The organism is uncultured Pontibacter sp., from assembly GCF_947499215.1.
In the GTDB taxonomy this organism is placed as follows: Bacteria; Bacteroidota; Bacteroidia; order Cytophagales; family Hymenobacteraceae; genus Pontibacter.
The window spans coordinates 528,892-554,143 of the sequence record NZ_CANMNI010000001.1; the positions used below are offsets into that span (position 1 = coordinate 528,892).

Sequence of the window (25,252 nt, forward strand, 5' to 3'; positions counted from 1 at the left end):
ATTTCACTTTAAAATAATTCGATTTTAGCAAAAAAAAGCGCCGTACATATCTGCACGGCGCTTTTGTATTTTAATTGCATCAAGAATCTATAGCTTCTTCAGACCTTTTTGCTCCTGCTTGCTTCCCTCTTTTACACTTACCGCTACACCACCGCCTGAGGCCAAGTGCTGCTTGAGTACGCTCTTCGAGTTCACCAGCACTTTGCGTACGGTATGCTTCTGTGGGTTTTTGTTCCAACTGGCATCTTTCGCATCAGCGTAGATTGTCGCAATGTAGGTTTTGCCTTTTGGCAGATAGTCAAAACGAACGTTGGCTGTGCGGGTGTTCTCATCGGTAATACCGCCTACATACCACTCATTTTTGCCTTTCGCTTTGCGGGCAATCGTTACATAGTCGCCCGGCTCGGCTTCCAATACCCACGTGTCGTCCCAGTCAAGCGCAACATTTTTTATGAACTGGAAAGCCTCCGGGAAGCGGGTATAGTTGTCCGGAATATCAGCGGCCATTTGCAGCGGGCTATACATAGTCACGTAGTAGGCCAGCTGCTTCACTAATGTGGTGTTCACACGCTGCTCTCCGCCGTGGTAGTACGACAGGTCCGTCTGGAAAATACCCGGTGTGTAATCCATTGGGCCACCCATCAGGCGGGTAAACGGCAGAATGGTAGCGTGGTCAGGGGCCAGACCGCCCATCGCCTCAAACTCAGTACCGCGTGCAGACTCCTGCGCCAGCCAGTTCGGGAAAGTACGGTGCAAACCTGTTGGGCGAACCGCCTCGTGGCTGTTGATCATGATCTTATACTTGGCCGCTGTTCTGGCTACGTGGTTGTAGTGGTTTACCATCCACTGTCCGTCGTGGTGCTCGCCGCGCGGGATGATCTTGCCCACATAGCCAGTCTTCACAGAATTGTAACCATGGTCCTGCATGAACTGAAATGCTTCGTGCAGACGCCGCTCATAGTTGGTGGCAGAGCCGGAGGTTTCGTGGTGCATCATCACGCGCACGCCTTTCGACTCAGCATATTTCTGCAACTCTTTCACATCAAAATCAGGGTATGAAGTTACGAAGTCAAATACTTCTTCTTTCCAGTTACCGAACCAGTCTTCCCAGCCTACGTTCCAACCTTCGATCAGCACGGCGTCAAAACCATGCTCCGCTGCGAAATCGATATGCTTTTTGGCATTCTCGTTTGTTGCGCCATGGCGTCCGTTCGGCGTCAGTTGCGAATGGTCATCGGTCAGTTTCACGTTCGTTTCCTTGCCGTAAGCCCAAGAGCTTTTGCCGGCTACGAAATACTCCCACCAGATACCGATGTACTTCACCGGCTTGATCCACGACACGTCTTCGTATTCAGTCGGTTCGTTCAGGTTGAGGATTAGTTTAGATTCTAGAATGTCGGTTGCTTTGTCGCTCACCACAATAGTTCTCCATGGGGTATGTGTCTCGGTTTGCAGGTAGCCTTTGTTACCTACGGCGTCCGGCGTTAGGTGAGAGCTAAACTTGAAGGTCTTCGGATCCACGTTCAGATGCATGGCCGGGTAGTTGAGCAAAGCAGCCTCGTGAATGTTAATGTACAGTCCATCAGATGATTTCATCATGGAAGGGGTCTGTACAGAAAGCGCTTTGATCGGGTGCTGGGCATGCACGTCGATGGTCGCTTTCTCCATCAGACTCGGAATCTGAGAAATCTGTGACGTGGTATAGGCATACTCATTGGTGTCGTAGTCGCCCGGAATCCAGAAAATCTTGTGATCGCCGGTTAAGTTAAACTCCGTATGTTCCTCTTTGATGATAAAGTACTTAAGTTCCTCCTGTTCCGGAAACTCATAGCGGAAGCCCAGTCCGTCGTTGAACAAACGGAAGCGAATGCGGATGTGGCGGTCTTTGTGCTCTTTTTGGTTCAGCGTCACCAGCAACTCATTGTAGTTGTTGCGAATGGTTTTTTGCTCGCCCCATACCGGCTCCCACGTGTCGTTCACCGTGTTCTGCTCAGTTTTAGCTACGGCAAAACCGTTCATCATCGAAGGTACGTCCTTCATCTCAAAACCCATTTTGCTTTGCTTGATCACCGGCTTCTTTTTGTAAGTCAGCTGGTAAGTGGGCACCCCGTTGGCGGCCAGTTCAAACTTCATGGTCAAGTTCTTGTCCGGGGAGGTGATGGTCTGCGCCTGCACTAGCACGGTGATCAGGAACAGGAAAAGGAAAAGGGATAGCCGCTGCGAGAAGCGACCGATCAGGTTAGCGTGTTGCTGCATAGTGTAGAAAAGTGACATGAGTGTGTTGGGTCGCTGATTGTACTCCAGAAGCCCGCCACGGGTTGTAAATCTTAAGACTGCAAATTACATTAAAAATCGCTTTCTTCCGCACCATCCTGTCTAACACGTGTCCCTATATGCCGTATACCTGTTCCGGACTACTTATTTAATTCCCTATGGAAATCATTCACGACGAAGAAGATACAAGATTTTATGCGCCGCTTGAGAGCGGTCAGGCGGAACTTACCTACTCCATTACGGATGAAGGCCACATGGACTTCGATCATACCTTTGTGCCTGAGAATTACCGTGGTCAGGGAGTGGCCGACAAACTGGTAAAAGCCGGACTAGAGCACGCCAAGTCGCAGAACTGCCAGATTATCCCCTCCTGCCCGGTAGTGGAAACATATGTGAAGCGCCACAAAGAATACGAAGATATCGTGTGCTGGAAGTAGGCTATACCTGTTGCTCTACTTTTTGGGGGCGGAGCATCAGCCAGAGGACCAAGCCGACGGGCCATACCATAAACAGCACCATCAGGGCCACCAGCCAAGGGGATTTTCCCCGGCGGCGGGCATCATAGTAGGACCAAATCACACTCCATACCACAAACACCAACAGCATCATACCGATCAGGATGCCGATCAACCCTAAACCTGTAAAAAAGGAAGTAAAACTGTGCTCCATATTTGTCAATGTCAATTACTTATAACGCACGCGCTATTGTCTGGTTGAGTTACAAGTATACCTGAAAATGACGCGAGTCGAAGATTCCGTACTAGACTTTTGCCGTCCCCACTCGCGCTATGGCTTATCCAACGAGGGTTCTGTCATACCCCGCCTCCACTTTCTCCCGTACATGAATCATTAATAAAGATAATACCGGCCAGAGGCCGTTTTGAAGACCAAACCAACAGACGATGAAAGACGCGCAGCAAAAATACCTGTGGTGGCAGGAAGGAGTTATTTACCAGATCTATCCCCGTTCTTATCAGGACAGCGACGGCGATGGCGTGGGCGACTTGCAAGGCATCATCCAACGACTCGATCACATCAAATCACTGGGTATAACCGCTATTTGGATATCCCCCATTTTCTCCTCTCCCATGGCCGATTTTGGCTACGACATTTCAGATTACTGCGGCATCCATCCGCTGTTTGGCACCATGGACGATTTCGATGAGCTCTTGCAGGCGGTGCACGACCGTGACATGAAGCTGATTCTGGACCTTGTGCCCAACCACACTTCCAATGAGCACCCGTGGTTTAAGGAGTCGCGCTCTTCTAAGGACAACCCGAAGCGCGACTGGTACATCTGGGAAGATGCCAACGAGGACGGCTCTGAGCCAAACAACTGGCTCAGCGTGTTCGGCGGCAGTGCATGGGAATGGGACGAGAAAACGGAACAATACTACTACCACGCCTTCTTGAAAGAACAACCCGATCTGAACTGGCGCAACCCGGAGGTGCAAGAGGCGATGATGGATGTCATGCGCTTCTGGCTAGACAAGGGCGTGGACGGTTTTCGGGTGGACGTGATGTGGCACATGATCAAAGACGACCAGCTGCGCGACAACCCTACCAATCCCGATTACAAATCGCACCAAGCCACCTACGAAAAGCTGATCCCGGCCTACTCCACTGACCAGCCCGAGGTGCACGACATTGTGCACATGATGCGCAAGGTGCTCGACAGCTACGACGAGCGAATGATGATCGGTGAGATCTACCTGCCCATACACAAGCTGATGACTTATTACGGAACGGACAAGAACGGGGCACACCTGCCTTTCAACTTCCTGTTGCTCTCCACAGATTGGGATGCTGATAAAATCGCCTCCAACATCAACCAGTACGAGGCTGCTTTGCCCGAAGGAGGATGGCCTAATTGGGTACTCGGAAACCATGACCAGTCGCGCATCTCCAGCCGCGTAGGTCAGGACCAAGCACGCGTGGCGGCCATGCTTTTGCTCACCTTACGCGGAACACCTACTATATATTATGGCGATGAGATTGGTATGCGTGACGTGCCTATACCTGAGGAAGAGGTACAGGACCCACAGGGCATCAACATGCCCGGTCTCAACCTGAGCCGTGACCCGCAGCGCACGCCCATGCAATGGGATGACAGCGAAAATGCCGGCTTCAGCAAAGCCAAACCATGGCTACCCCTGCCTGAAAACTACCGCCGGGTAAACATAAAAGTGGAGACTGATGATCACAGCTCTATGCTCGCACTTCATCAGCGCCTCATGACCCTGCGCCAGAAAGAAGATGCCCTTCGCATCGGAGACTACAAACCTTTGGAAGCGCAAAAACCATTGTTGGCCTACATGCGCTATACCTCCGAAACCCGCTTTCTGATACTGCTGAACCTGAGCCATAAGACATGCCACTTTAAGCCAGGGCATTTTCAGTTTGAAGGCACTATCGAGATTGATACACTGCCGGAACGGGAAGGCACTGAAGTGAAAAACCGGATAAGTTTGAGTGGCGATGAGGGAATGGTGATCAGACTGAGATAGCGCCATTTGCAGCACATGAAACAAGAAATAAGCTTTATCATTAGCCGTGATCTAGACAGACTAGCAGAAGAAATCCGGGCTTTTAAGCGGGAGGAGGACCTATGGAAAGTGACCGGTCATGTGACAAATCCGGCCGGTAACCTCTGCCTGCACTTGGTCGGCAACCTGAACACTTATGTAGGCGCTATACTTGGCGGGAGCGGTTACGTGCGGAACCGGGAAGCGGAATTTAGCCAAAAGAACATCCCCAAGGATGACTTGCTTCATCAAATACAGGAAGTGAAAGCGACAGTTACCTATACCTTAGAGAAGCTTTTGGAAAGACAGCTGCAAGGAGCTTACCCGCAACAAGTACTGGGTTATGAAATGACAACGGGCTTTTTTCTGCTCCATCTCTCAGGCCATTTAAACTACCACCTTGGACAGATTAATTACCTGCGGCGAGTGCTAACTTAGTTTCAAACACTTGCATAATTTCTCCATAGAACTATATCTAAAAATTAGGTTCTGTAAATTATGAACTAATGAAACTAAGTTATACCTTTGTGCCGTTATAGCTATAGAATTAAAAAAGCAAAGATATGAGTCTTAGCGAAAAACAGCGCGAACTGATCGAACAAATCGGGATTTATCATGAAAACAACGGCTTTCAACCGGCAGTAGCCCGGGTGGTGGGGCTGTTGCTAGTGTGCGATAAACCTGAACTCACTTTTGAGGAGATCAGCGAAGCGCTCAATATCAGCAAAAGCGCCACCAGTAATGCACTCAACATGCTCCTGAACACCGGACATATCGAGTACACTACTTTTTCTGGTGACCGCAAACGGTACTTCCGTATTAAATCCTCTAATTGGCGTGAGTTATTTGCCAAAAAGATGGAGGATCTGAGCCACCTTAATTCTCTTTTAAAACGGGTATTGGAAGTCAGAAAACGCGAGAACCCTGTTTATGACACGAAGCTAAATGACTTCATCAGCTTTTTGGATTATATGAAAGCGCAAATGCCCCGCCTGATTGAGGAGTGGGAAAAAAGTAAAGCCTAATTTTTTTAGTTAATAAGTTCACAATTTTCAGAACTAACTACTCATATCTAAACATAATAAACAAAGACGTGAAAATCAAATATTTAGTAGTCGGATTGGCCATGCTTTTTGTGCAACCGGTTGTGGCGCAGGAAAAGCCGGACGTGCAGACGCTGAGTCTGCAGGAGGCCATTACGTATGCGCTAGAGCATAGTGAGGACATGCAGAAAGCCTCCTATGACGAACTGAGCGCCAAATACATGGTGAAAGAGGCCAAGAGCAACGGTCTGCCGCAGGTGAATGGTTTTGGAAACTTCAACATGTACCCGGCCATACCGGTGCAGGTGATTCCCAACGTGTTTGAGGGCAAACCGGATGAGATGATTCCGGTGCAGTTCGGGACCAAGTACAATGCCTCAGCAGGTATACAGCTGTCCCAGCTGCTATTCAACCAATCTTACTTTGTAGGCCTGAAGGCAGCTAAAAGCAGCGAAGACCTATACCGTCTGCGCAAAACCATGACCGAGGAGGAAGTGATCTTCAACGTGAGCTCTTCCTACTTCCAGATTTTGCAGACGAAAGAGCAGTTCCAGATCATCAACGCCAACTTGGCCCGTCTGGAGCAGCTGGGTAAGATCCTGCAGTTGCAGTACGAAAACGACTTGGCCCGCAAGGTGGATGTGAACCGCATCAGTGTGAACAGAACGAATCTTCAGACGCAATTGCAAACCCTGACCAGCGCGCTGGATCAGCAGATGAATATTCTGAAGTTCTTCATGGGGATGCCGCTGGAAGAAGGTATCGCATTGACGGACGCCAGCATTATGCTCGACACGGGCGCCGCGGCTTTCAACAGCAGCAAGGATCTTGTGAAAGGGCAGACGCAACTGCAGTTGCTGACCAAACAGACAGAGCTGACCAATCTGCAGATGCAGAACATCAAGGCGGGCTACTACCCTACTCTGGCTGCCACAGGTACCTACCAGTCCAATGCCATGCGCAAGGAGTTCAACTTCTTTGACACTAACCAGCCTTGGTTCAGCACAGGAATCATCGGCCTGCAACTCAACATCCCGATTTTCGATGGCATGCGCAAGCACTCGCAGGTGAAACAGACAGAATATACCTTGAAGTCGCTGGAGGCTGATCGTCAGAAGCTGACGAAAAATTTGGAAGTGGCACTCGAAAACTCGGTGAGCCAGTTGCAGAACAGCTCAGCCGCCATTGCAGCACAAGAGGGCAATGTAGCCTTGGCACAGGAGGTATACGACACTACCAACGACCTGTACAAAGAAGGCATCTCACCGCTGACCGACCTGCTGGAGGCAGAGGTAAGCCTGCGCGAAGCCAAAACGAATCTAAACAACGAAATGCTGAAGTACCAGCTGGCCCAACTTGGCTACCTGAAAGCTACCGGCGACCTAAACACATTAATTAAATAAGCATCACAAAGAACAAAATGAAAAAGCTGATTTATATCGTAGTCGTTATCGTGATTTTGGGCGCTATAGGCTTTAAGCTGATGAGCAACAAAGAGCAAATGGCCGCCAATGCCGCCGTAGCCTCCATCAAAAGCGAAGCCATACCTGTTACCATTACTGAAGTAGCTTCCGCTAAACTAGACAAGTCGTTTACGGCACAAGGCAACTTCGCCCCGATCCAGAGCCTGACACTTCTATCTGAAACACAGGGCCAGATCAAAAGCGTGCTCAAGCGCAAAGGCGACAAAGTGAAAGCAGGCGAACTGCTAGCACAGGTAGAGAGCAACACCATGGCTGCTGACTTGGCCACCGCGCAGACTAACGCCGAGAAAGCCAAGCGGGACTTAGAGCGTTTCGAGAACCTGGCCGCCGGCGACGCGATCACCAAACGTCAGTTGGAGGATGCCCGCCTGAATGCCAAGTCTACGGAAGCGCAATTGGTAGCCGCTCGTCAGCGTCTGACTAAAACGCGTATCACGGCCCCTATCGGTGGCGAAATCAACGAGATCTATGTAGAAGTAGGTTCTTTCCTGAACCCGGGCACAAAGCTGTATGACATTGTGAACGTGGACAAGCTGAAGCTGAAAGTGAAAGCCTCTGAAAGTGAAGTACTGCTGATCAACAAAGGAGACAAAGTGAAAGTGAAAGCCGATGCCGGTGCCGGTCAGGAATATGAAGGTACAGTGACAGCCATTGCCGCACAGGCTGATGCAACTCTAAAGTTTGACGTGGAGGTGGAAGTGAAAAATGCAGCCAATAACAACCTGCGCGCCGGTATGTATGGCACCGCTTTCTTCGATGTAGCCGATCAGCGCGACGCCATGCTGTTGCCTCGTGAAGCGATCGTGGGTAGCATCCAGAACCCGCTTGTGTATGTCGTGAAAGACGGACAAGCCAGTCAGCGTCCGGTACGTGTAGGCGTGGTAACGCAGGACAAAGTAGAGATACTGGAAGGTGTGCAGCCAGGTGAGCAAGTGGTTCGTAGCGGCCAGATCAACCTACGTGAAGGCATGAAAGTAACGGTGCTGAAATAACAGACAAACTTCTTTCTCAAGAATATTTAGAAATGAACATAACCAAAATATCTATACAGCGCTCAACCTTGGTGGTAGTGGTCTTCACGGTCCTCACACTGCTGGGTGTTGCGAGTTATAGCGCACTAAACTACGAGCTTCTTCCGAAGTTCAACCCGCCGGTGCTGACCATCTCTACCATCTACCCGGGTGCCTCTCCTAATGAGGTAGAGAACTCAGTGACAAAAGAAATCGAGGAAGCCTTGTCGGCACTCGAAAACGTGAAAACGATGCGCGGCACCTCCCTAGAGAGTTTCTCCATTATTGTGGTGGAGCTGAACCAAGGGACCAACGTTGACTTGGCCCTGCAAGACGCGCAGCGAAAGATCAACACCATCCTAGCCAATTTGCCGGACAATGCGGAGTCGCCAACGCTCAACAAATTTGACCTCGACGACCTCCCGATTATCAAGATGGGTGCCACGGCCAACATGTCGCCGACAGAGTTCTATGACCTGATAGACAAAAAAATCAAGCCGGAGCTGTCGCGTATACCTGGTATGGCCGCCATCAAAATTTTGGGCGGTCAGGAGCGTGAGATCAAAGTGAACATCGACGCCAACAAACTGGAGGCTTACAACCTCTCTATCCTGCAGGTACAGCAGAAAATACGCAACTCCAACCTTGACTTCCCTACCGGAAAGATCAAGCAGGAAAGCGGACAGACACAGATCCGACTGGCTGGTAAGTTTGCGTCGCTGGACCAACTACGCGGACTGATCATACGAGAAGACCAAAATGGTATTGTGCGCCTTGCTGACGTGGCCGAAATACAGGATACGCAGAAAGATATTGAAGTACTAACCCGTGTAAATAGCAGTCCATCAGTGGGTATCACGATTCAGAAGCAGTCAGATGCCAATGCCGTAGAGGTAAGCCGTTTGACAAAAGAAGCCCTTGCTGACTTGGAGAAGACCTACGCTGATGTTGGGTTGAACTTCAACATCGCCAACGACTCTTCTGACTTTACGCTTGAAGCGGCCGATTCAGTACTGCATGACTTGATGATCGCAGTAATTCTGGTAGCGGTCGTGATGTTGCTGTTCCTGCACTCTTTCCGAAACGCGGTAATCGTGATGATCTCTATACCTGCGTCTTTGGTAGCGACCTTCATTTTCATGTACCTGTTTGGCTATTCACTGAATCTGATGTCCCTGCTGGCACTCTCGCTCGTGGTGGGTATTCTAGTGGATGACGCTATTGTGGTAATCGAAAACATTCACCGCCACATGGAGATGGGCAAAAAGCCGGCACAGGCCGCTTATGACGGTATCCGTGAAATCATGGCAACTGTTACGTCCATCACACTGGTAATTACGGTAGTGTTTATTCCGATTGCCCTTTCTTCGGGTCTGGTGTCAGACATTTTGCGTCAGTTTGCGGTGGTGGTGGCCGTTTCAACGATGATCTCGCTCTTCGTAGCCTTTACTCTGATTCCACTACTGGCCAGCCGCTTCTCCCGTTTGGAGCATATTTCGGATAAGAACATTTTCGGACGCTTCATCTTGGCTTTTGAGCGCTTCTTGGACCGCATCATCGACGGCTTCACGGCAGCACTGAAGTGGGCCTTTAACCACAAGTTTATAACGCTGGGCGTGACCATGATCTTGCTGGTTGCATCTTTTGCGCTAGTACCACTCGGCTTTATCGGTTCGGCCTTTATACCTGCCGGTGACCGTGGTGAGGTGAGCCTGCAGCTGGAGTTGCCAAAGAACGCGACTGTAGAGCAGACCAACTTTGCCACACGCCAGGTAGAGCAATACTTGGAGGCATTCCCGGAGGTATCGAAAGTATTTACCACAGTGGGAACTACCTCTTCGGCACAGCAGGGACAGAACACGGCATACAAAGCGGAAGTATCGGTAACACTGGTAGATGTGAAAGAACGTACCTTTAGCACCGACCAATTCAGTCGTCAGGCCAAAGCCGACATCGAGAGCAAACTGCCAAACGTGGAGGTGACGCCAGTGCCGGTAGGTCTTGTGGGTAACTCACAGGCCCCTATCCAGCTGATCATCTCGGGATCTAACTTGGACAGCGTAATGGCTTTCTCACAGCAAGTAATGGGCGTTGTAGAAGGTGTATCAGGTACAGCCGACGTGGAAATGTCAGTGGAAGGCGGTAACCCGGAGATTGAAGTCGTAGTGGATCGCGATAAAATGGCCAACGTAGGCCTGTCGCTGGAGAACGTGGGTGCAAGCATGCAGCTGGCCTTTAGTGGTAACTCCGATGTAACCTTCCGCTCCGGCACCGAAGATTACGATATCAACATCCGCCTCGATGAGTTCGACCGCCGCAACGTGACTGACATTGCCAACCTGTCATTCGTGAATAACACGGGTCAGTTGGTGCGTCTGGGTCAGTTTGCAGACATCCGCCAGTCTACTGGCCCATCGCAGCTGGAGCGTTACAACCGCGTGACTTCCGTGAACGTGAACTCACAGGTAATTGGTCGTCCGTCTGGTTCGATCGGTGCAGAGATTCAAGAGAAGCTGGCAGCAGTAGAAGCGCCAAAAGGTGTGAGCTATGAGTTCGGAGGCGACATGAAAAACCAGAGCGAAGGTTTCGGTACGCTGGGTATTGCTTTGCTGGCCTCGATCATCTTCGTGTACCTGATCATGGTGGCCCTGTACGACTCTTATGTATACCCACTGGTGGTACTGTTCTCTATACCGTTGGCCATCATCGGTGCCTTGCTGGCCTTGGCGCTAGCATCGCAATCCCTGAGCATCTTCTCGATACTGGGTATTATCATGATGATCGGTCTGGTAGCCAAAAACGCCATTATGGTGGTGGACTTTACCAACAAGCTGAAAGATGAAGGTGTGGAGGTGAAAGAAGCCTTGATCGAAGCGGTAAGAATTCGTTTCCGTCCGATCTTGATGACGACGCTGGCGATGGTGATCGGTATGTTGCCGATTGCCTTGGCAGGTGGCTCGGTGGCCGCGACCAAGAACGGTCTGGCATGGGCTTTGATTGGTGGTCTGAGCTCTTCCATGTTCCTGACGCTGATTGTGGTGCCAATCATCTACTATGGTTTTGACCGCATCTTGGCCAAGTTTGGACTGGATAAGAAAACGGTTATTCACCTCGAAGAGAAATCGCTGGAAGAACTGGAGCATGAAACCAGAGAGCTCGAAGAAAAGAAAATGGCGCATGAGTTTGCGCACTAAGATCTTGTTTTAATTTTCCTCTCCTCCTGCTTGGCTAAAAGGCAGGAGGAGTTCAGGGAAATGCGAGGTTCAATACTACCCTTTATTTTTAAGCATATGGCAGATCCTAGAACTACCTTGTACAAAGAGGTAATTAATCTGATAAGCAGATTAAAAGCAATCGCCCCCCATAAACTATCCGGTCCCAAAGGTCTTTGGGAAAATGGATTGGATATAGTTGACGTAGTGGATATTATACTAGCCGTGGAGAAAAGGTATAACGTCGTGATTCCGGACGAAATACCCGTGTATTCGATAGACGACTTGGTTAATTATCTGCAGCTAAGCACTGTCAGATAAGTAGAGTAATTTCCCATTAGATAAAAAAGGTGCCGGATTAAGTCCGGCACCTTTTTTTATGCACACGCACAAACCATGGTTCAGCCAAAAGCCTGCACACTAAAAGAGATCGAAGACAAGGGGAACGCTACAGGCGGTAACGGTCATAGTCTCGCCCGGATCGCTCCTTTTTTCCATACATGTAGTAAATGAAATAGCTTACCGCATAAATTGCCAGTACTGATAAGATGATCATCTTTTCCATATCCGTATTGCTTTTTAATTTTCATAAACTGTACGGAAATTTGCCGGCTTTCCCAGCTTTTCCCGCGGCCTAAACCCCAACTTTCTATTTCCCTTCACTCGGCTTATACCTATTTTTTCACCTTTTACGGGTAAAACATATACTTTCGCCAGTAAATTAATAATTTTTTTAGTAAATCTATACTTTTTTCAATCAAAAAAGCTAACCTTTATGATAAATCTAAGTTATTATATTAATATATAAACCATAATACTTCAGTCGATTGCCTGCCCCCTACTCTACCTGATACCCTTGCGTTTTGAGCGTCTTAACACGTCGATTTCACTAGTTAACAGAAGCCTATGCAAACTAAAACTCACGGGAAGCTATACCTGACTAGTGCTGCATTTCAGCAAGGGGAACGTATACCTACCCGTTATACCTGTGATGGTGAAAATATCAGCCCTCCCTTGGAAATAAGAAATCTCCCAAAGTATACAGAGAGTTTGGTGATTATTGTAGAGGATCCGGATGCGCCACGGGGTATCTGGACACACTGGCTGGTATGGAACGTGCCGCCCACGAACCTCATAGAAGAAGGAGAAGTACCCGGCATACAGGGCACAAACGACTTTGGCAAGTTACACTATGGGGGGCCATGTCCGCCGCAGGGCACGCACCACTATTATTTTAAAGTATACGCCCTCGATGTGATGCTCAATATAAAAGAGGGCACGGGCAAGCAGGGGCTACTTAGGGTAATAGGGCCGCATGTGCTGGCCACGGGCGAACTCATGGGCGTTTACAACCGCTACAACGTCATGATGGCGTAACAGGATGCCACTGCGCCATGTGGTTTGCATGAGTATGCAAGTAGGCGCCGGGCTTGTAGAACTTGTCATAGAAGGCCAAATCCAGATGGTGCGCCTGCAGATAGGTACAGATAAACAACGAAGGCACTGTACCCGGAAATTTCCCAAAGGTATCGAACACGTACTGCGCCTGCAGGGCCACACATTCCCGGAACTTCTCGTCATGCACTTGGGCGGCACCCCTCACTTTAGCCGCATCCCGCCACGGACCGGGTGTCTCTGGGTTAAACGGACCTCCTTTTCCAAATTTTCTGTCACACACCGCCTCCACGGCGGCGCGCATGTCCGGATAGTGCGGCGGACAGTAAGCCTCCATCACCCCTGTTAAGCCAGTAGGGTTCGGGTATGGCCACCGATCATCCGTATCGTAGCGAAAACCCAAGCCTTCTACACCCTCCACCCCACTCGCCCCCAGCACGCTAAAGGGGTCTATCCCATCATAAAGCCACCCTCCAAGCCCCATGGCCTGCAGCATGAGCGAGCCGGCGTAGCAGGAAGTTGACATTTCCACGGTCACCTCGGCCAGCGACAACTGCTCCACAAAAGTGATCGGCCACACATTGTTAATGTCCACCATGTCTTTGAAGCGCTCTATACCCGGTATAGCACTTTTGTTGATGTCATCAAAAAGCACGAGGCCGTTCTGTAGCATGTAACAAATCGCCAATAGCGTATGCTGCGCCAGATCCGCCACCGGAATCACTAGCAGCGTGCCCGGCTTGTTAGCTACCCACGTATTATGCGCTTCAACAAAGGGCACCTCGGCCGGAAGTTTCAATCGACCGTCCTGCAGTTTTCTGACGTGTTTTTGCATGGCCTGCACCACGGCATCCAGATCAACTGAGCCGTCTGCCGCTCTGTCAGCGGCGGCTGGCGCGTCCCGGTTGTCCAGCACGTACACACCCGTATCGTCCGTGAAAAAAGTCTTGGAGGTATGGAAGCCAGCCGCGGAAGGAAAAGTACGGCCACCGGCGGCGGCGGCATAGTTAGAAAGGTGGGGCGCATAGCGCTGCGCGCGGTATATCATGTTGTGCCAACCTGTATTACCCGCGCAAGCGGTTACTACCAGCATTTTCTCCAGCTCTGAAAGCGGCACCGGCTCATGTTGCGACTTGTAGGCAAACACGCCGTCGGGTATCTCGGCTCCCATAAAAAAGCGGCGGGACCGACGCCCCAACAGGGCTTCCACCAGTCCAACTTGTAACATATCCTGAAATCCGGGAGGTATAGTAGGTTCTGCCATGCGTTTAGCTAATTTACATCTCTGATAATTTTACTTAAACAACACCTAGTTGTTTGGCTATTAACTAGTTATAACACCGCTTTAGCAAAATACTCTATACCTGTCCACATACCGCTGTGGCTAATTTGCTGCGTTACTTTTAAATCCGGTTGAAGCAAACATATGCAGCCACCATAGCCATTAGTAAAAAATTCTATCCTTGTTAGCATTCTTCCGTAAAGGCTTACAGTAAACCCTATACACATATCGCATCAGCTAAACATATCGGAAAGACCATCGCCAAGGTCATACTGTGGTTTCTCGCCATTGTAGTGGGCCTATTATTATTGATTATCATCGCACTGCAGTTCCCGAAAGTGCAAAATTTTGCCGCCCAGAAAGGGGCCTCCTATTTGGAGGGCATGCTTGACACCCGGGTAGAAATAGGGCGCTTCAAAACCGACTGGCGCAATGCCCTTGTGCTGGAAGAGGTATACCTTGAAGATCAACAGCAGGATACGCTCTGGTATAGCCAGCGCTTGGGGGTGGACATCAAAATCTGGTCCTTGATCAGAGGGGAAGTAAACATCAGCAAAATAGACCTGCAACAGGCCACACTCAACCTGCACATCCGGCCAGACTCAACCTCAAATTTCGATTTTTTAGCCGAGGCTTTTGCCACCGACACTACCGCAGCCCAGCCCGCCGATACGACCTCGGCCATGAAGATCGAACTCGGACACATAAATCTTGAAAAGGTGTATGTCAACTTCAACGACGAGGCGGGCGGCAATCATATAAGGGCTCGGGTCGGGCAACTGACCACAACCATGGAGGAATTGAACCTCGAAGAGGAAATATACCGCCTTGATAACATAGAATTGCGCAATTCAGGCGTGAACTACGTGCAATCCAAACTACCCCCCGATGAAGAGTCTGAGCCAATTACCTTTGACTTTGGGTTGAACGGAGTAGACATAGAGAATTTCGCACTTAGCTACATCAGTATACCTGCCGATCAGCGCATCGAGCTGAAGCTTGGCAAAACGGAACTGGCTGTTAACGACATCGACCTGCCCAATGCCAACATCGACCTCCGCAGTCTGGATCTGCACGACTCCAAGGTGCTGTATGTGCAGGAGAAGTACAAACCCAGTGACTCACTAGCCGTGAATCCCGCTGAAACGGTGCGCAAGCTAGACGAATCGGTGGAGAAAACACAGGGGCAGCCCGTAAAATGGGTAGTCACCTTGGGTAAACTGAACGTCACGGACTTGGAGGCAGGCATGGACAATGCAGACGCCCCGCGACAGCCACGTGGCATGGATTACGACCATCTTAAGTTCAGCAACATCGAAATGGATGCAGAGGATATCCGGTATAGCCTCAACCGCATGGGCATGCAGCTCAACCAGCTTAAACTGGAAGAGCAAAGCGGCTTCCGTGTCAACAATTTTCAAGCGGCTATCACTCTCGACTCTACCCATGCACGCTTAGCCGACCTTGACCTGCAGACCGGGCATAGCCGCATCTCCAAGGACTTGGCCATGCGCTATACCTCTTGGGACGACCTCACCGACGACCTCGAGTCTGTTCGCTTGGAGCTCGACATCGACAATTCCCGCATCGGCATGCAGGATGTGCTGTTATTCGCGCCTGATCTGGCAGACAACCCATCGTTCAGAAAGATAGCCAAGTCCACGATTCAAGTAGATGGCCGGGCGCAGGGACGCATCGACAACCTCAATATCCAGCGCCTGCAAGTGGCCGGTCTGCAAGGCACTACCGTGGACGTAAGTGGCAACGTGCGCAATGCCATGGACCCTGACAGGCTGCGCCTTGACCTCGACATTAACCGCATGGTCACTACCCGCACCGACATACTGGCCCTCTCCCCTCCCGGCACCATCCCACCCGAGATTAGGATTCCGGCTAACCTGAGCATGACCGGCAGGTATAGCGGCAGTTTGGAGGACTTTGACTTGCGAGCCGATCTGCGCAGCACCTTTGGCAATCTGAACGCAGTTGTAGATATGCAGCCCGGACCGGCAGGATCAGAGCCGTTCCAAGCTACTGTCAAAACCACGGGCTTTGATCTTAAGCAGCTGTTTACAGAGGATTATGGTGTCGGCCGTGTTGCTTTCGAAGCTACCGCTAAAGGTACTGGCCTAAGCCCCGAAACCATGCGCGCCAATGTGCAGGCCCGAATTAGGGAAGCCACTTACAACAACTACGCTTACAACAACGTGGATGTTGATGCCCGTATTGACCGCAACCTGTACCATGTTGTGGCGAAAGCACGCGACGAAAACCTGAACTTCGACCTGAAGGGTGACTTTAACATGCGCGATCCAAACCGGGGCGTGTATGTGTTTGACTTGGACCTGAAAGGCGTAGACCTGAAAGCCCTCAACTTTTACGAGGAAGAGCTCGGCCTGCGCGGACAGTTGCGGGGTAATTTCGCAGGCAAGGACGCCAGCGACATCAGCGGCACGCTGGAGGGCGACAATGTCCTGCTACGCCATCAACAGGTATCCTACCCAGTCGACTCGCTCTACTTGGTGCTAAATCAGCAGGCTCCGGGAACGGAAGTCGAGCTGACCTCCAGCATACTGAATGCAGACATGCGTTTTGCAAACGATCTTAGCGAGCTGCCTACCGCATTGGCCAAGCATTTCTCCGCCTATTTCGATCTGCAGCCTGACCCGCCTTATCCGGCAAACCTGAACCTCGGCGATTTTGAGGTGGAACTGCAGGTACGGCGACCAGACATCATCGCCTCCTTTGTACCCGGCCTTGAGGAATTGCAGGTCAGAGGTCCGATCACAGCCAACTACGACGGGCAGAGCCAGCTATTCGAAATGGATGCCGATGTGGGTCAGCTCACCTATACAACGTATAATTTGCGGGATATTGACCTGCGGGTACGGGGCAATCGCGAACAGATGGGCTACCATGTGGGTGTAAACGAGATTCGCTCCCCTTCCCTACTCCTGAACAATGTGAGCCTCGACGGAGCGGCACGCGACAACGACCTGACCCTGCGCTTGGCGATGCTGGACAATGACAGCACAGCACAGTTTGTGATTGGGGGACTCCTCAACAGCCTAGGCACCGGCTACCGCTTCTCTTTCAACCCAGAGCAGCTGGTGATTAATGGGGAACCTTGGTCAGTGCCGGAGGACAACTACCTGCAATTCGACACCGATCTGCTGTACGCCAACAATATCCGGCTGGAGCGAAACGGCAACTACCTGCTGCTCAACAGCACGGGTCCGGTACGGCCGGAGGCGCCGCTACAGGTGGAGTTCGGCAATTTCGAGATCGGACATATCATGCAATCCTTCCAGCAGCAGGACAGCCTGCTGACCGGTGTGATCAACGGGACCGCCACCATTACCGACCTAATGGCTGGCAACCCAGGCTTCACCTCTGACCTGACCGTTAGCAACTTTGCCTATACCGGTATACCTGTGGGTGATATTGCCTTGAAGGCCAACAGTGCGGGCGGCAACCGCTACAACCTCGACTTGGCCCTTACGGGGAATGGGAACCAAGTGCAGGTCAATGGTTTTTATGAAGCGCAGCCCGATGCCAGCCTGCTCAACCTCGACGCCAACATCGCCAACCTGAACATCGCCTCTTTCGGAGGCTTTACGGCAGGCATGGTGGACGATTTGGCCGGAAGCGCCAAAGGCAAGCTGCGCATTACCGGCACACTCAATGAGCCGAACGTTCGGGGCAATCTGGACTTTAACCAAGCCCAGTTTAACCTGACCATGCTCAACTCGGTGTTTACCCTGCAGAATGAGCGACTCGACTTTACGGAGCAGGGAATCAGCATGCAGAATTTCACTATCACAGACTCTCTCGGGAATAACCTCGACATCAATGGCAATATCCTGACGCAGAATTATACCGACTATACCTTTGATCTGAAGGCCAACACCGAACGCTTTTTGGCGATGAACTCCACGGCAAAAGACAATGACCTGTTCTATGGCACTGTACAGCTAGCCGCTGATGCCACCATTACAGGCAGTATGCTGGAGCCTACCATCGACGTGCGCGCAACAGTGCTCGATAACTCTACCTTTACCACCGTTATCCCGGCTGACGATGTGGCCGCTGCGGAACGGGAGGGTGTGGTAGAGTTTGTGACGCTGAACGATTCCCTCAATGCCATCATAGGTAAAGCAATAGAACAAGCCACTACTACAGGCTTTGTCGGAGCCAATGTGGACGCCCAGATCACAGTGACCGACGCGACAACCATCACAATCATTATCGATCCGACTACGGGAGACAATCTGGTGGTGCGCGGCAGCGCCTCTCCGCTCTACATCGGCATCACCCCAAGTGGACAAATCAGCATGAGCGGGCGCTATGAGATTACTGAGGGCATGTATAGCATGGACTTCTACGACCTCGTATCGCGCGAACTTGAAATAGCGGAAGGCAGCTACATCAACTGGACCGGTGACCCTCTACTAGCTGATATGCAGATCTCTGCGATTTACAGAATACAAACCGCTCCCATGGAGCTGGTAATGGACCAGATTGGTAACTTGGAGCAGGCTGCTCAAAACCGCTACCGCACCCAGCTTCCGTTTGAAGTCTTTGTTAACCTCAATGGAGAAATGCTAAAGCCTGAAATCGGCTTTGACATACAACTGGAAGAGCAGCGCCGCGGCGCCTTGGACGGAACTGTGGAGAGCCGGCTGATCGCTTTGCGACAGAATGAGTCGGAGCTGAACAAACAGGTGTTCGCACTGCTCGTTCTAGGACGCTTTTTGGCACAGGACCCGCTAGCCAGTGCAGGCGGAGGCGGACTCGGATCAACAGCCCGTAACAGTTTGAGCCAAGTAATGTCCGACCAGCTCAACCAGTTAACCAACCGCTACGCCGGTGGGCTTGGCTTGGAGTTGGGCGTGAGCTCTTATGAAGATTACTCTTCAGGATCAGCTGAGGGCCGCACCGACTTAAATGTGGCCATGCGCCAGCAGTTCCTCGATGATAGACTGACCGTGCGCGTAGGTACCGATATCGGCTTGGAGGGGCAGCGGGAGCAGCAGCGCAACATGAGTGGCTTCGGTGGCGACGTGTCAGTGGAGTACTCCCTTACCAAAGACGGCATGCTCAGGGTGCGCGCTTTCCAGCGAAACCAGTACGAGGGCTTTTTGGAGGGTGATGTTAGAGCAACAGGTCTGGCCCTCATCTTTGTGCGCGACTACGACAATTTCTCTGACCTGTTCCGAAGTCTCGAACGCCGCGAGGCCCGCAAAGAAGAGCGCCGCATGCAGCAGGCCCTCGAACTAAACGAGCGAGAAAAACGCAAAGAGGAAGAAGAGGCCGAAGAAAAAGTAGAAGAAACAGTTAAAGAAGAATAAGCCAAATATGACAGCAGCTTTACGCTATACCCTATTCGCTTTGAGTCTGGCGCTGTGCTGGGTATTGCCCGGTTGCAGCAGCACCAAGACCGTGCCCGAGGGGGACGCCCTGTTTGCCGGATATGATGTAAAAATTAACGATGAGGGAGACAGCAGCAACCGCAGCGGCGATTTGCAAACCGAACTGAGCGCCACCGTACGGCCACAACCCAACGCGTCTATACTGGGCATGCGCCCTAAACTGTGGATCTACAACGCCTTCTACACCGATAAGGAAAAAGGCCTGAAGAATTGGATACAGAACAAGCTGGGAGAACCGCCCGTGTTGCTCTCGGAGGTGGATACATCCAGCATCAACGAAGTGATGCACGCACGCCTACACAACCGCGGCTATTTTTACAATACCGTGCAAAGCGACACCACTGTCAAAAAGAAAAAAGCGACTATATCTTGGACGGCCACCGTGCAGGAGCCATACCGCATCCGCAACATCGAGTACACCCGAAGCGACTCGCTGCCCATTCACGCTGAAATCAGTAAGATGCAGGAAAACTCCCTGCTGGTAAAAGGTGAGCCCTATGATTTAGATAAGATGATCGCTGAGCGCGCCCGCATAGACCAAGCGCTCAAAAACAGAGGCTACTTCTATTTCGCACCGAACATGCTTATTTTCAGCGCCGACACTACCGTGGGCAGCAAGGAAGTGGATGTGCTCCTGCGTCTCAAGCAAGATCTTCCCTCCCAAGCGCTGCGCCCTTATAAGATTGACAATATTTTCATTAACGCAAATTATACCCTCAACGACAGCCTCTCAGTAAGCGACACCCTGCGCTTCGATGCCTACAATTACATCCCGAACGAAAACTATGTGCGGGCCAAGCATGTGGTGCCGGGCCTTTTTGTAGCGAGGGACAGTGTGTACAGCCGGCGCAATCATTTGCTCACCGTAAGCAGACTGTCGGGCTTGAGCGCTTACAAATTCGTGAACCTGCAGTATGAACGTGATACTGCAAGAGACGACCGGCTCGATGCTTTTATCTACATGACGCCGGCTCTGAAGAAGTCTATTCGGGCGGAGGCGCAAATGGTGAGCAAATCAAACAACTTGGCGGGGCCGGGCGTAACAGTTTCGTTTCGCAACCGCAATGCGTTTAAAGGGTCCGAGATGCTCACCCTTGACCTGACGGGACGCTTCGAGAACCAAGTGGGTGGCCGTAGGGTTGTGAGCGGTGAGGAGGCAGGTTCGGAGAATCCGGTTGGATTGAACTCCTACGAATTGGGGGCACAGACAACCCTTACTTTCCCAAGGTTGGTGGCTCCTTTCAATCTGCCCAACCTACGCTCAGCGTTCGTGCCTAAAACCCGAATCACCTTAGGATACAACTTCCTCAACCGGGTACAGTTCTTTCAAATGAGCTCCTTCAACGCTTCCTATGGGTATAACTGGCGACCTAAACAAACTATCACCCATGACCTCACGCCGATCAACTTGCAGTACGTGCGCTTGGGCCGGCAGACAGAGGAGTTCGAAAACTTGCTGGAGGTTAATCCCTTTTTACGGAGTAGTTTTGAGGAGCAGTTTATTATAGGCTCTATCTATCAGCACACGTTCAGTACGCTGGCTCTCGAGAAGAAAACGCATCAGTTCTTTAATGCCACCACCCTCGATGTGTCGGGTAACCTGATTAGCGGGGTGCAAGCACTGTTGGGAAACGACAGCCGCGATGACGATGCGGATCCGCCCGTGCCACCGCGTACCATTGCGGGTCAGCCTTATAGCCAGTATACCCGCATTGACAACGACTTCCGCTACTACCTAAACTTCTCGGAGAAGAGTCAGCTGGCGACGCGCCTCTTAGCGGGTGTGGGCGTGCCCTACAGTAACTCTAGGACGATGCCTTATGTGAAGCAGTTCTCTATCGGCGGGCCCAATAGCATCCGGGCCTTCCGGGCGCGCAGCATCGGCCCGGGCACATACAATGTGCCGGATACCTTGGCTTTCTCTTTTTTCGACCAAGTGGGCGACATTAAGCTGGAGGCCAACGCCGAGTACCGTTTTCCTATTTTCGGCTTTTTCAGGGGGGCGGTGTTTGTGGACGCAGGTAATATCTGGCTGATAAACGAAACCTACGACCGCAATGGCAATCTGGAGAAACCTAAGTTCAAAGCCGGGAACCTGATCGAAGAACTGGCGGTAGGCACTGGATTCGGACTGCGCGTGGACATAGAGTTTTTCGTGATCAGGTTTGACTTAGGTATACCGGTACGGGTGCCCTACCTGCCACAAGGCGAACGCTTTGTTCTCAACGACTTTAAATTCCGTTTCAATCCCGAACCGGGGGAGCAAGGCGTGGTGCTGAACATCGCCATCGGCTACCCATTCTAGCACACGGGTATAGGGTTAAGAAGTTGCTCTACCCTATACCTGTAAAAGCCTGTAACCCATCCCCCGCTTATAGGATAGCCAATACATTTTCAGGTGGCCGGCCAAGAGCGGCTTTGTTGCCGTTCACCACAATGGGGCGCTCGATAAGAGAAGGGTTTTCGACCATGATCCGGATCCACTCATCATCCGTATGGCTTTTCCCCGCGAATTGGTCTTTGTATACCTGCTCCCCTTTCCGGATGAGCTGCTCAGGTTTTAGGTTGAGTTTAGAGAGCACATCTTTCAATTCTTCTGCAGAAGGCGTGTTTTTGAGATATTCAACCACTTCAACCGCTTGCCCCTGTTCTTGCAGCAGTTGCAGCGTCTGGCGGCTTTTGCTGCACCTGTTATTATGATAAATCCTAACCATTGCTTTGCTTTTGCTTTTTCCAAATATACGTAAAAGCAGGTATAGGCTAAACGCTGCCTTTGCGGCTATTTCGCCACAATTGCTTAACTTTGTGAAAGCTGCTCCATTAGCAGCCATTTTAGAAAGTAGCATCAACTATACCCTAACTGTTTAAACCAATGAAAAAAACGACCTTATTTGCAGCGCTAGTGGCTATGTTTGCCTTCGCGTCCTGCTCGTCTGACGGCAACCAAGAAACCGCTGAGTCAACTGAAGCACACGACCATGAACATCACGATGGTATGGCCCACGGAGACAATATGCCCACTGCCGGCACTGTGGTTGTGGAAACACCTACGTTCGACTCGGTAGCCGAGCCTATGCAGCGCAACCTCGCCCAGTTGTTGGATGAATACATTGTATTGAAGGACGCAATGGTGGAGTCGGATGCCGCCGCCGCTAAAGAGGCCGCCGACGCTGTGCTTACCTCCGCTAATGCGATGCCGGTAGCTGCGCTACAGGTACCTGAGCAGAAAGAATACGCTGAACAAAAGGTAGAAATGGTGCGTAAGAGCGCCGCTGCCATCGCCGGCACCAATGACCTTGCTGAGCAGCGCAACCAGCTCGAGGACCTGTCGGAGGCTGTGTTTTCGCTGACGAAGGCTTTTGGTGCAACCGATAAAAAAGTATACTACCAGCACTGCCCGATGGTAAACAATAACCAAGGCGCCTACTGGGTGAGCACCAATGCTGAAATTCGCAACCCATATTTCGGAAGCAGCATGCTTAAGTGCGGCAGCAACGAGGAAGTGGTGAACTAGTGATGAATTTAGGAGTTTGAAGGTTTAGAAATTCATATAAGCACTATACCTAGACTCAGCAGCTCTATAAATCAAAATCATATGTTACAAATGCCCGATCTTGTTAGATCGGGCATTTATACTTTTATACATCGCCTAAACGGAACTGCTCAACTCCAAAATTCTTAAACACCTAAATTCTATACATAACAATCAATCCAGTCGAGGATAATATGGATGACGAGCCCTAGTCCGACAAGCCTTGTTTTAGGGAAAAGAGCTAAGAATACGTAAAATGGGATGATCCAGTACTGGTGTAGCAAATGAAAACCCACGCTGCAGCGCCAAGGATCTAGAATGGGCCTCACAAGCAAATGATCGGCGTCTATGGCTAGACCAGCCAGCATGAGCAGCGAAGCCCGCATAAACTGCTCTCTGTAAAAAAGGGCTGCTACCAGTAAGGGCACTCCTACGTGCAGCAGCATGTGTATGGCAAATGATAATGTCATACAGCAGGGTACTCTTTCTGTTGACTGAGGGTTACTAGTATCAGCATAAGACGAGCACAAACAAAAAGCCCTCCGCAAGAAAATTGCGAAGGGCTTTTTGTACAGCTATGGAATTCACTATTTCAAGGCATCTAATAACATTCTGGACTTAACACGAAGTGCGAACCAGTCATAGGTATTTTTAAGCCGCTCAAAATTCAAACCCTCCACAATACCGTTTAAGCTTGTTTCATGAAGCGCTGAAGCCAGCACTTTATTTTCTATTTGAAAATTGTCGTACACAAGCCCCTCTTTGATAAAGGAGCATTCCACTTTTTTCTCTTTGTCTTTAATTACAAGGGTGTTGCTGTGGCGTAGGGCATTCTGGATTCTTTCGAGCTCTTTCATAGTCGTGCGTATGTGCTAATCGTTGTTAATAAATACCAAGATTAGTACAGCCTTCAACAACCAAAAGTTCAAACTAAATTATAATATTATTCTATTTTTAATTAAATATAACTCTTCTACCTCTGAATTATGTCATTATACCCACCATACTTATACATTTACCATGTAATTGAGCTATGTAAATGCCTTATGAAATGTCTTCCCTAAAAAGTCCTTCTGAGTCTTTCCTAGACAATAGCCATTGAAAAGCAGACGCATGGCTATTGAAGTAGGCAATTTGAATTTGGTTTTTTGTCATGCGCACTACCTGCTCTCCTATTTTCTCCACCACCACTTCTAAGAATAGATCGTCCGGTAGCACCAGCGCTATTTTTCGTAAACGTGTAGCGGACATGCGCTTGCCTAACAATTCTGCCGTCCACTTCTGATCTATCATGTTCGGCGAACTAAGGCGGGTAATGTCCGCTAGCCAGCATACTACACTGTTTACTTTTATAGCGTCATAGGTTTTCTTTAAAGATCTCCGATACTCTGCGCTGTCAACCGCTCTGAGCCATTGACTTTGAACCAAATTATACTCTGGATTCAGTTCGATATTAATATAGGGGGTGCTAGGCATATCTTTATAACAGTAAATTATTTACTGTTATATTCATAAACGTATCAAAATCGTGCCTCGTTTTGATTATTAAGTGGAGACTCCGATTTAACAGCCTTAACTCACTGTATTTCAATGTAAAAAAAATTAGTGCCTTATTTTTTTGAGCTGATATTATGCATTCACCAAGTTTTCAGACCCTTTAAGCTATAAAGTGATATCAGTCATTTTTTCATGGACAAAGCTGTTGTAGTTTTAAATTTCAACAACGTCATAACCAGCTTGTAATCATAAACATAGGGTCTTACCATGGAGAATTTAAAAAAAGCAGTATGTGAAGTTACAGGCTTAAAGGTAAAGCCTTCTGCAGCGAAGAAATATTTCTACAGAGTTTACAGTTACTTACTGTATCAAGACACAGCCGGACTTCTGGAAACGCTTGACTATCGCCAATCACTCGATAAAGATGAAAAGCAACATGAACGCTATTATGTGTTCCGCTACATGCTGCGCCTGCTCCGTGAGCGACACCCTAACCACTTTAGGACTTTGAATCCGATCTCAAACTGAGACAATCCCGCTTGTCCTAGCCGCTGAGTAGCAAATTC

Annotated in this window: 20 protein-coding genes; 13 read left to right on the forward strand and 7 right to left on the reverse strand. The window is 50.2% G+C overall.

Annotated features, from left to right (window positions below; all coding sequences use genetic code 11):
* Positions 1–87: 87 nt before the first annotated feature.
* Complete coding sequence (locus Q1A04_RS02315; RefSeq protein ID WP_299700640.1) at positions 88–2,256, reverse strand: glycoside hydrolase family 97 protein; 2,169 nt, start codon at positions 2,254–2,256, stop codon at positions 88–90.
* 176 nt (positions 2,257–2,432) lie between these two features.
* Here Q1A04_RS02315 and Q1A04_RS02320 point away from each other — a divergent pair, with 176 nt between their 5' ends.
* Positions 2,433–2,711, forward strand: coding sequence for a GNAT family N-acetyltransferase (locus Q1A04_RS02320; RefSeq protein WP_299700643.1), 279 nt, complete (start codon positions 2,433–2,435; stop codon positions 2,709–2,711).
* A gap of 1 nt (position 2,712) precedes the next feature.
* On the opposite strand, the gene Q1A04_RS02325 is transcribed toward Q1A04_RS02320, so the two are convergent.
* The gene (locus tag Q1A04_RS02325; RefSeq protein WP_299700645.1) at positions 2,713–2,943 is read right to left on the reverse strand and encodes a hypothetical protein; all 231 of its coding nucleotides are present in this window, start codon (positions 2,941–2,943) and stop codon (positions 2,713–2,715) included.
* A gap of 233 nt (positions 2,944–3,176) precedes the next feature.
* Between Q1A04_RS02325 and Q1A04_RS02330 the strand changes: the two genes are divergently transcribed.
* The 8 genes from Q1A04_RS02330 (at position 3,177) to Q1A04_RS02365 (ending at position 12,925) form a co-directional block, all read left to right on the forward strand.
* Entirely contained in the window at positions 3,177–4,781 is a 1,605-nt protein-coding gene (locus Q1A04_RS02330; protein WP_299700648.1) for an alpha-amylase family glycosyl hydrolase, read from the forward strand.
* 15 nt (positions 4,782–4,796) lie between these two features.
* Complete coding sequence (locus Q1A04_RS02335; RefSeq protein ID WP_299700651.1) at positions 4,797–5,237, forward strand: DinB family protein; 441 nt, start codon at positions 4,797–4,799, stop codon at positions 5,235–5,237.
* Positions 5,238–5,362: 125 nt separating this feature from the next.
* Positions 5,363–5,824 carry a MarR family transcriptional regulator gene (locus Q1A04_RS02340; protein ID WP_299700653.1) on the forward strand — a complete coding sequence of 154 codons (462 nt, stop codon included), beginning with the start codon at positions 5,363–5,365 and terminating at the stop codon, positions 5,822–5,824.
* 68 nt (positions 5,825–5,892) lie between these two features.
* The gene (locus Q1A04_RS02345; RefSeq protein WP_299700656.1) at positions 5,893–7,245 is read left to right on the forward strand and encodes a TolC family protein; all 1,353 of its coding nucleotides are present in this window, start codon (positions 5,893–5,895) and stop codon (positions 7,243–7,245) included.
* Positions 7,246–7,262: 17 nt separating this feature from the next.
* Positions 7,263–8,318, forward strand: coding sequence for an efflux RND transporter periplasmic adaptor subunit (locus tag Q1A04_RS02350; protein ID WP_299700658.1), 1,056 nt, complete (start codon positions 7,263–7,265; stop codon positions 8,316–8,318).
* A gap of 32 nt (positions 8,319–8,350) precedes the next feature.
* Positions 8,351–11,530 carry an efflux RND transporter permease subunit gene (locus Q1A04_RS02355; protein WP_299700661.1) on the forward strand — a complete coding sequence of 1,060 codons (3,180 nt, stop codon included), beginning with the start codon at positions 8,351–8,353 and terminating at the stop codon, positions 11,528–11,530.
* A gap of 96 nt (positions 11,531–11,626) precedes the next feature.
* Positions 11,627–11,869: an acyl carrier protein gene (locus tag Q1A04_RS02360; RefSeq protein WP_299700664.1), complete on the forward strand. Its 243-nt coding sequence runs from the start codon at positions 11,627–11,629 to the stop codon at positions 11,867–11,869.
* 585 nt (positions 11,870–12,454) lie between these two features.
* A complete protein-coding gene (locus Q1A04_RS02365; RefSeq protein WP_299700667.1) occupies positions 12,455–12,925 on the forward strand; it encodes a YbhB/YbcL family Raf kinase inhibitor-like protein in 471 nt (156 codons plus the stop codon).
* Here the strand turns inward: Q1A04_RS02365 and Q1A04_RS02370 are convergent.
* Positions 12,912–14,207 carry a hypothetical protein gene (locus Q1A04_RS02370; RefSeq protein ID WP_299700670.1) on the reverse strand — a complete coding sequence of 432 codons (1,296 nt, stop codon included), beginning with the start codon at positions 14,205–14,207 and terminating at the stop codon, positions 12,912–12,914. The genes Q1A04_RS02365 and Q1A04_RS02370 overlap by 14 nt on opposite strands.
* 275 nt (positions 14,208–14,482) lie before the next feature.
* Here Q1A04_RS02370 and Q1A04_RS02375 point away from each other — a divergent pair, with 275 nt between their 5' ends.
* Together Q1A04_RS02375 and Q1A04_RS02380 are read left to right on the forward strand one after the other, a co-directional pair.
* A complete protein-coding gene (locus Q1A04_RS02375) occupies positions 14,483–19,576 on the forward strand; it encodes a translocation/assembly module TamB domain-containing protein (protein WP_299703622.1) in 5,094 nt (1,697 codons plus the stop codon).
* Positions 19,577–19,583: 7 nt separating this feature from the next.
* Complete coding sequence (locus Q1A04_RS02380) at positions 19,584–21,962, forward strand: BamA/TamA family outer membrane protein (protein WP_299700673.1); 2,379 nt, start codon at positions 19,584–19,586, stop codon at positions 21,960–21,962.
* A 67-nt stretch (positions 21,963–22,029) separates the two neighbouring features.
* Here Q1A04_RS02380 and arsC read toward each other — a convergent pair whose 3' ends face one another.
* Positions 22,030–22,371, reverse strand: coding sequence for an arsenate reductase (glutaredoxin) (arsC, locus tag Q1A04_RS02385; RefSeq protein WP_299700676.1), 342 nt, complete (start codon positions 22,369–22,371; stop codon positions 22,030–22,032).
* 158 nt (positions 22,372–22,529) lie between these two features.
* Between arsC and Q1A04_RS02390 the strand changes: the two genes are divergently transcribed.
* Positions 22,530–23,171: a DUF3347 domain-containing protein gene (locus Q1A04_RS02390; protein WP_299700679.1), complete on the forward strand. Its 642-nt coding sequence runs from the start codon at positions 22,530–22,532 to the stop codon at positions 23,169–23,171.
* 179 nt (positions 23,172–23,350) lie between these two features.
* Here the strand turns inward: Q1A04_RS02390 and Q1A04_RS02395 are convergent, their stop codons facing one another.
* The 3 genes from Q1A04_RS02395 to Q1A04_RS02405 form a co-directional block, all read right to left on the reverse strand.
* Positions 23,351–23,659 carry a DUF6122 family protein gene (locus tag Q1A04_RS02395; protein ID WP_299700682.1) on the reverse strand — a complete coding sequence of 103 codons (309 nt, stop codon included), beginning with the start codon at positions 23,657–23,659 and terminating at the stop codon, positions 23,351–23,353.
* A gap of 117 nt (positions 23,660–23,776) precedes the next feature.
* Positions 23,777–24,046, reverse strand: coding sequence for a hypothetical protein (locus Q1A04_RS02400; RefSeq protein ID WP_299700684.1), 270 nt, complete (start codon positions 24,044–24,046; stop codon positions 23,777–23,779).
* 187 nt (positions 24,047–24,233) lie between these two features.
* Complete coding sequence (locus Q1A04_RS02405) at positions 24,234–24,665, reverse strand: STAS/SEC14 domain-containing protein (RefSeq protein ID WP_299700686.1); 432 nt, start codon at positions 24,663–24,665, stop codon at positions 24,234–24,236.
* A gap of 288 nt (positions 24,666–24,953) precedes the next feature.
* Here Q1A04_RS02405 and Q1A04_RS02410 point away from each other — a divergent pair, with 288 nt between their 5' ends.
* A complete protein-coding gene (locus Q1A04_RS02410; protein WP_299700688.1) occupies positions 24,954–25,214 on the forward strand; it encodes a hypothetical protein in 261 nt (86 codons plus the stop codon).
* The last annotated feature ends 38 nt before the right edge of the window (positions 25,215–25,252 follow it).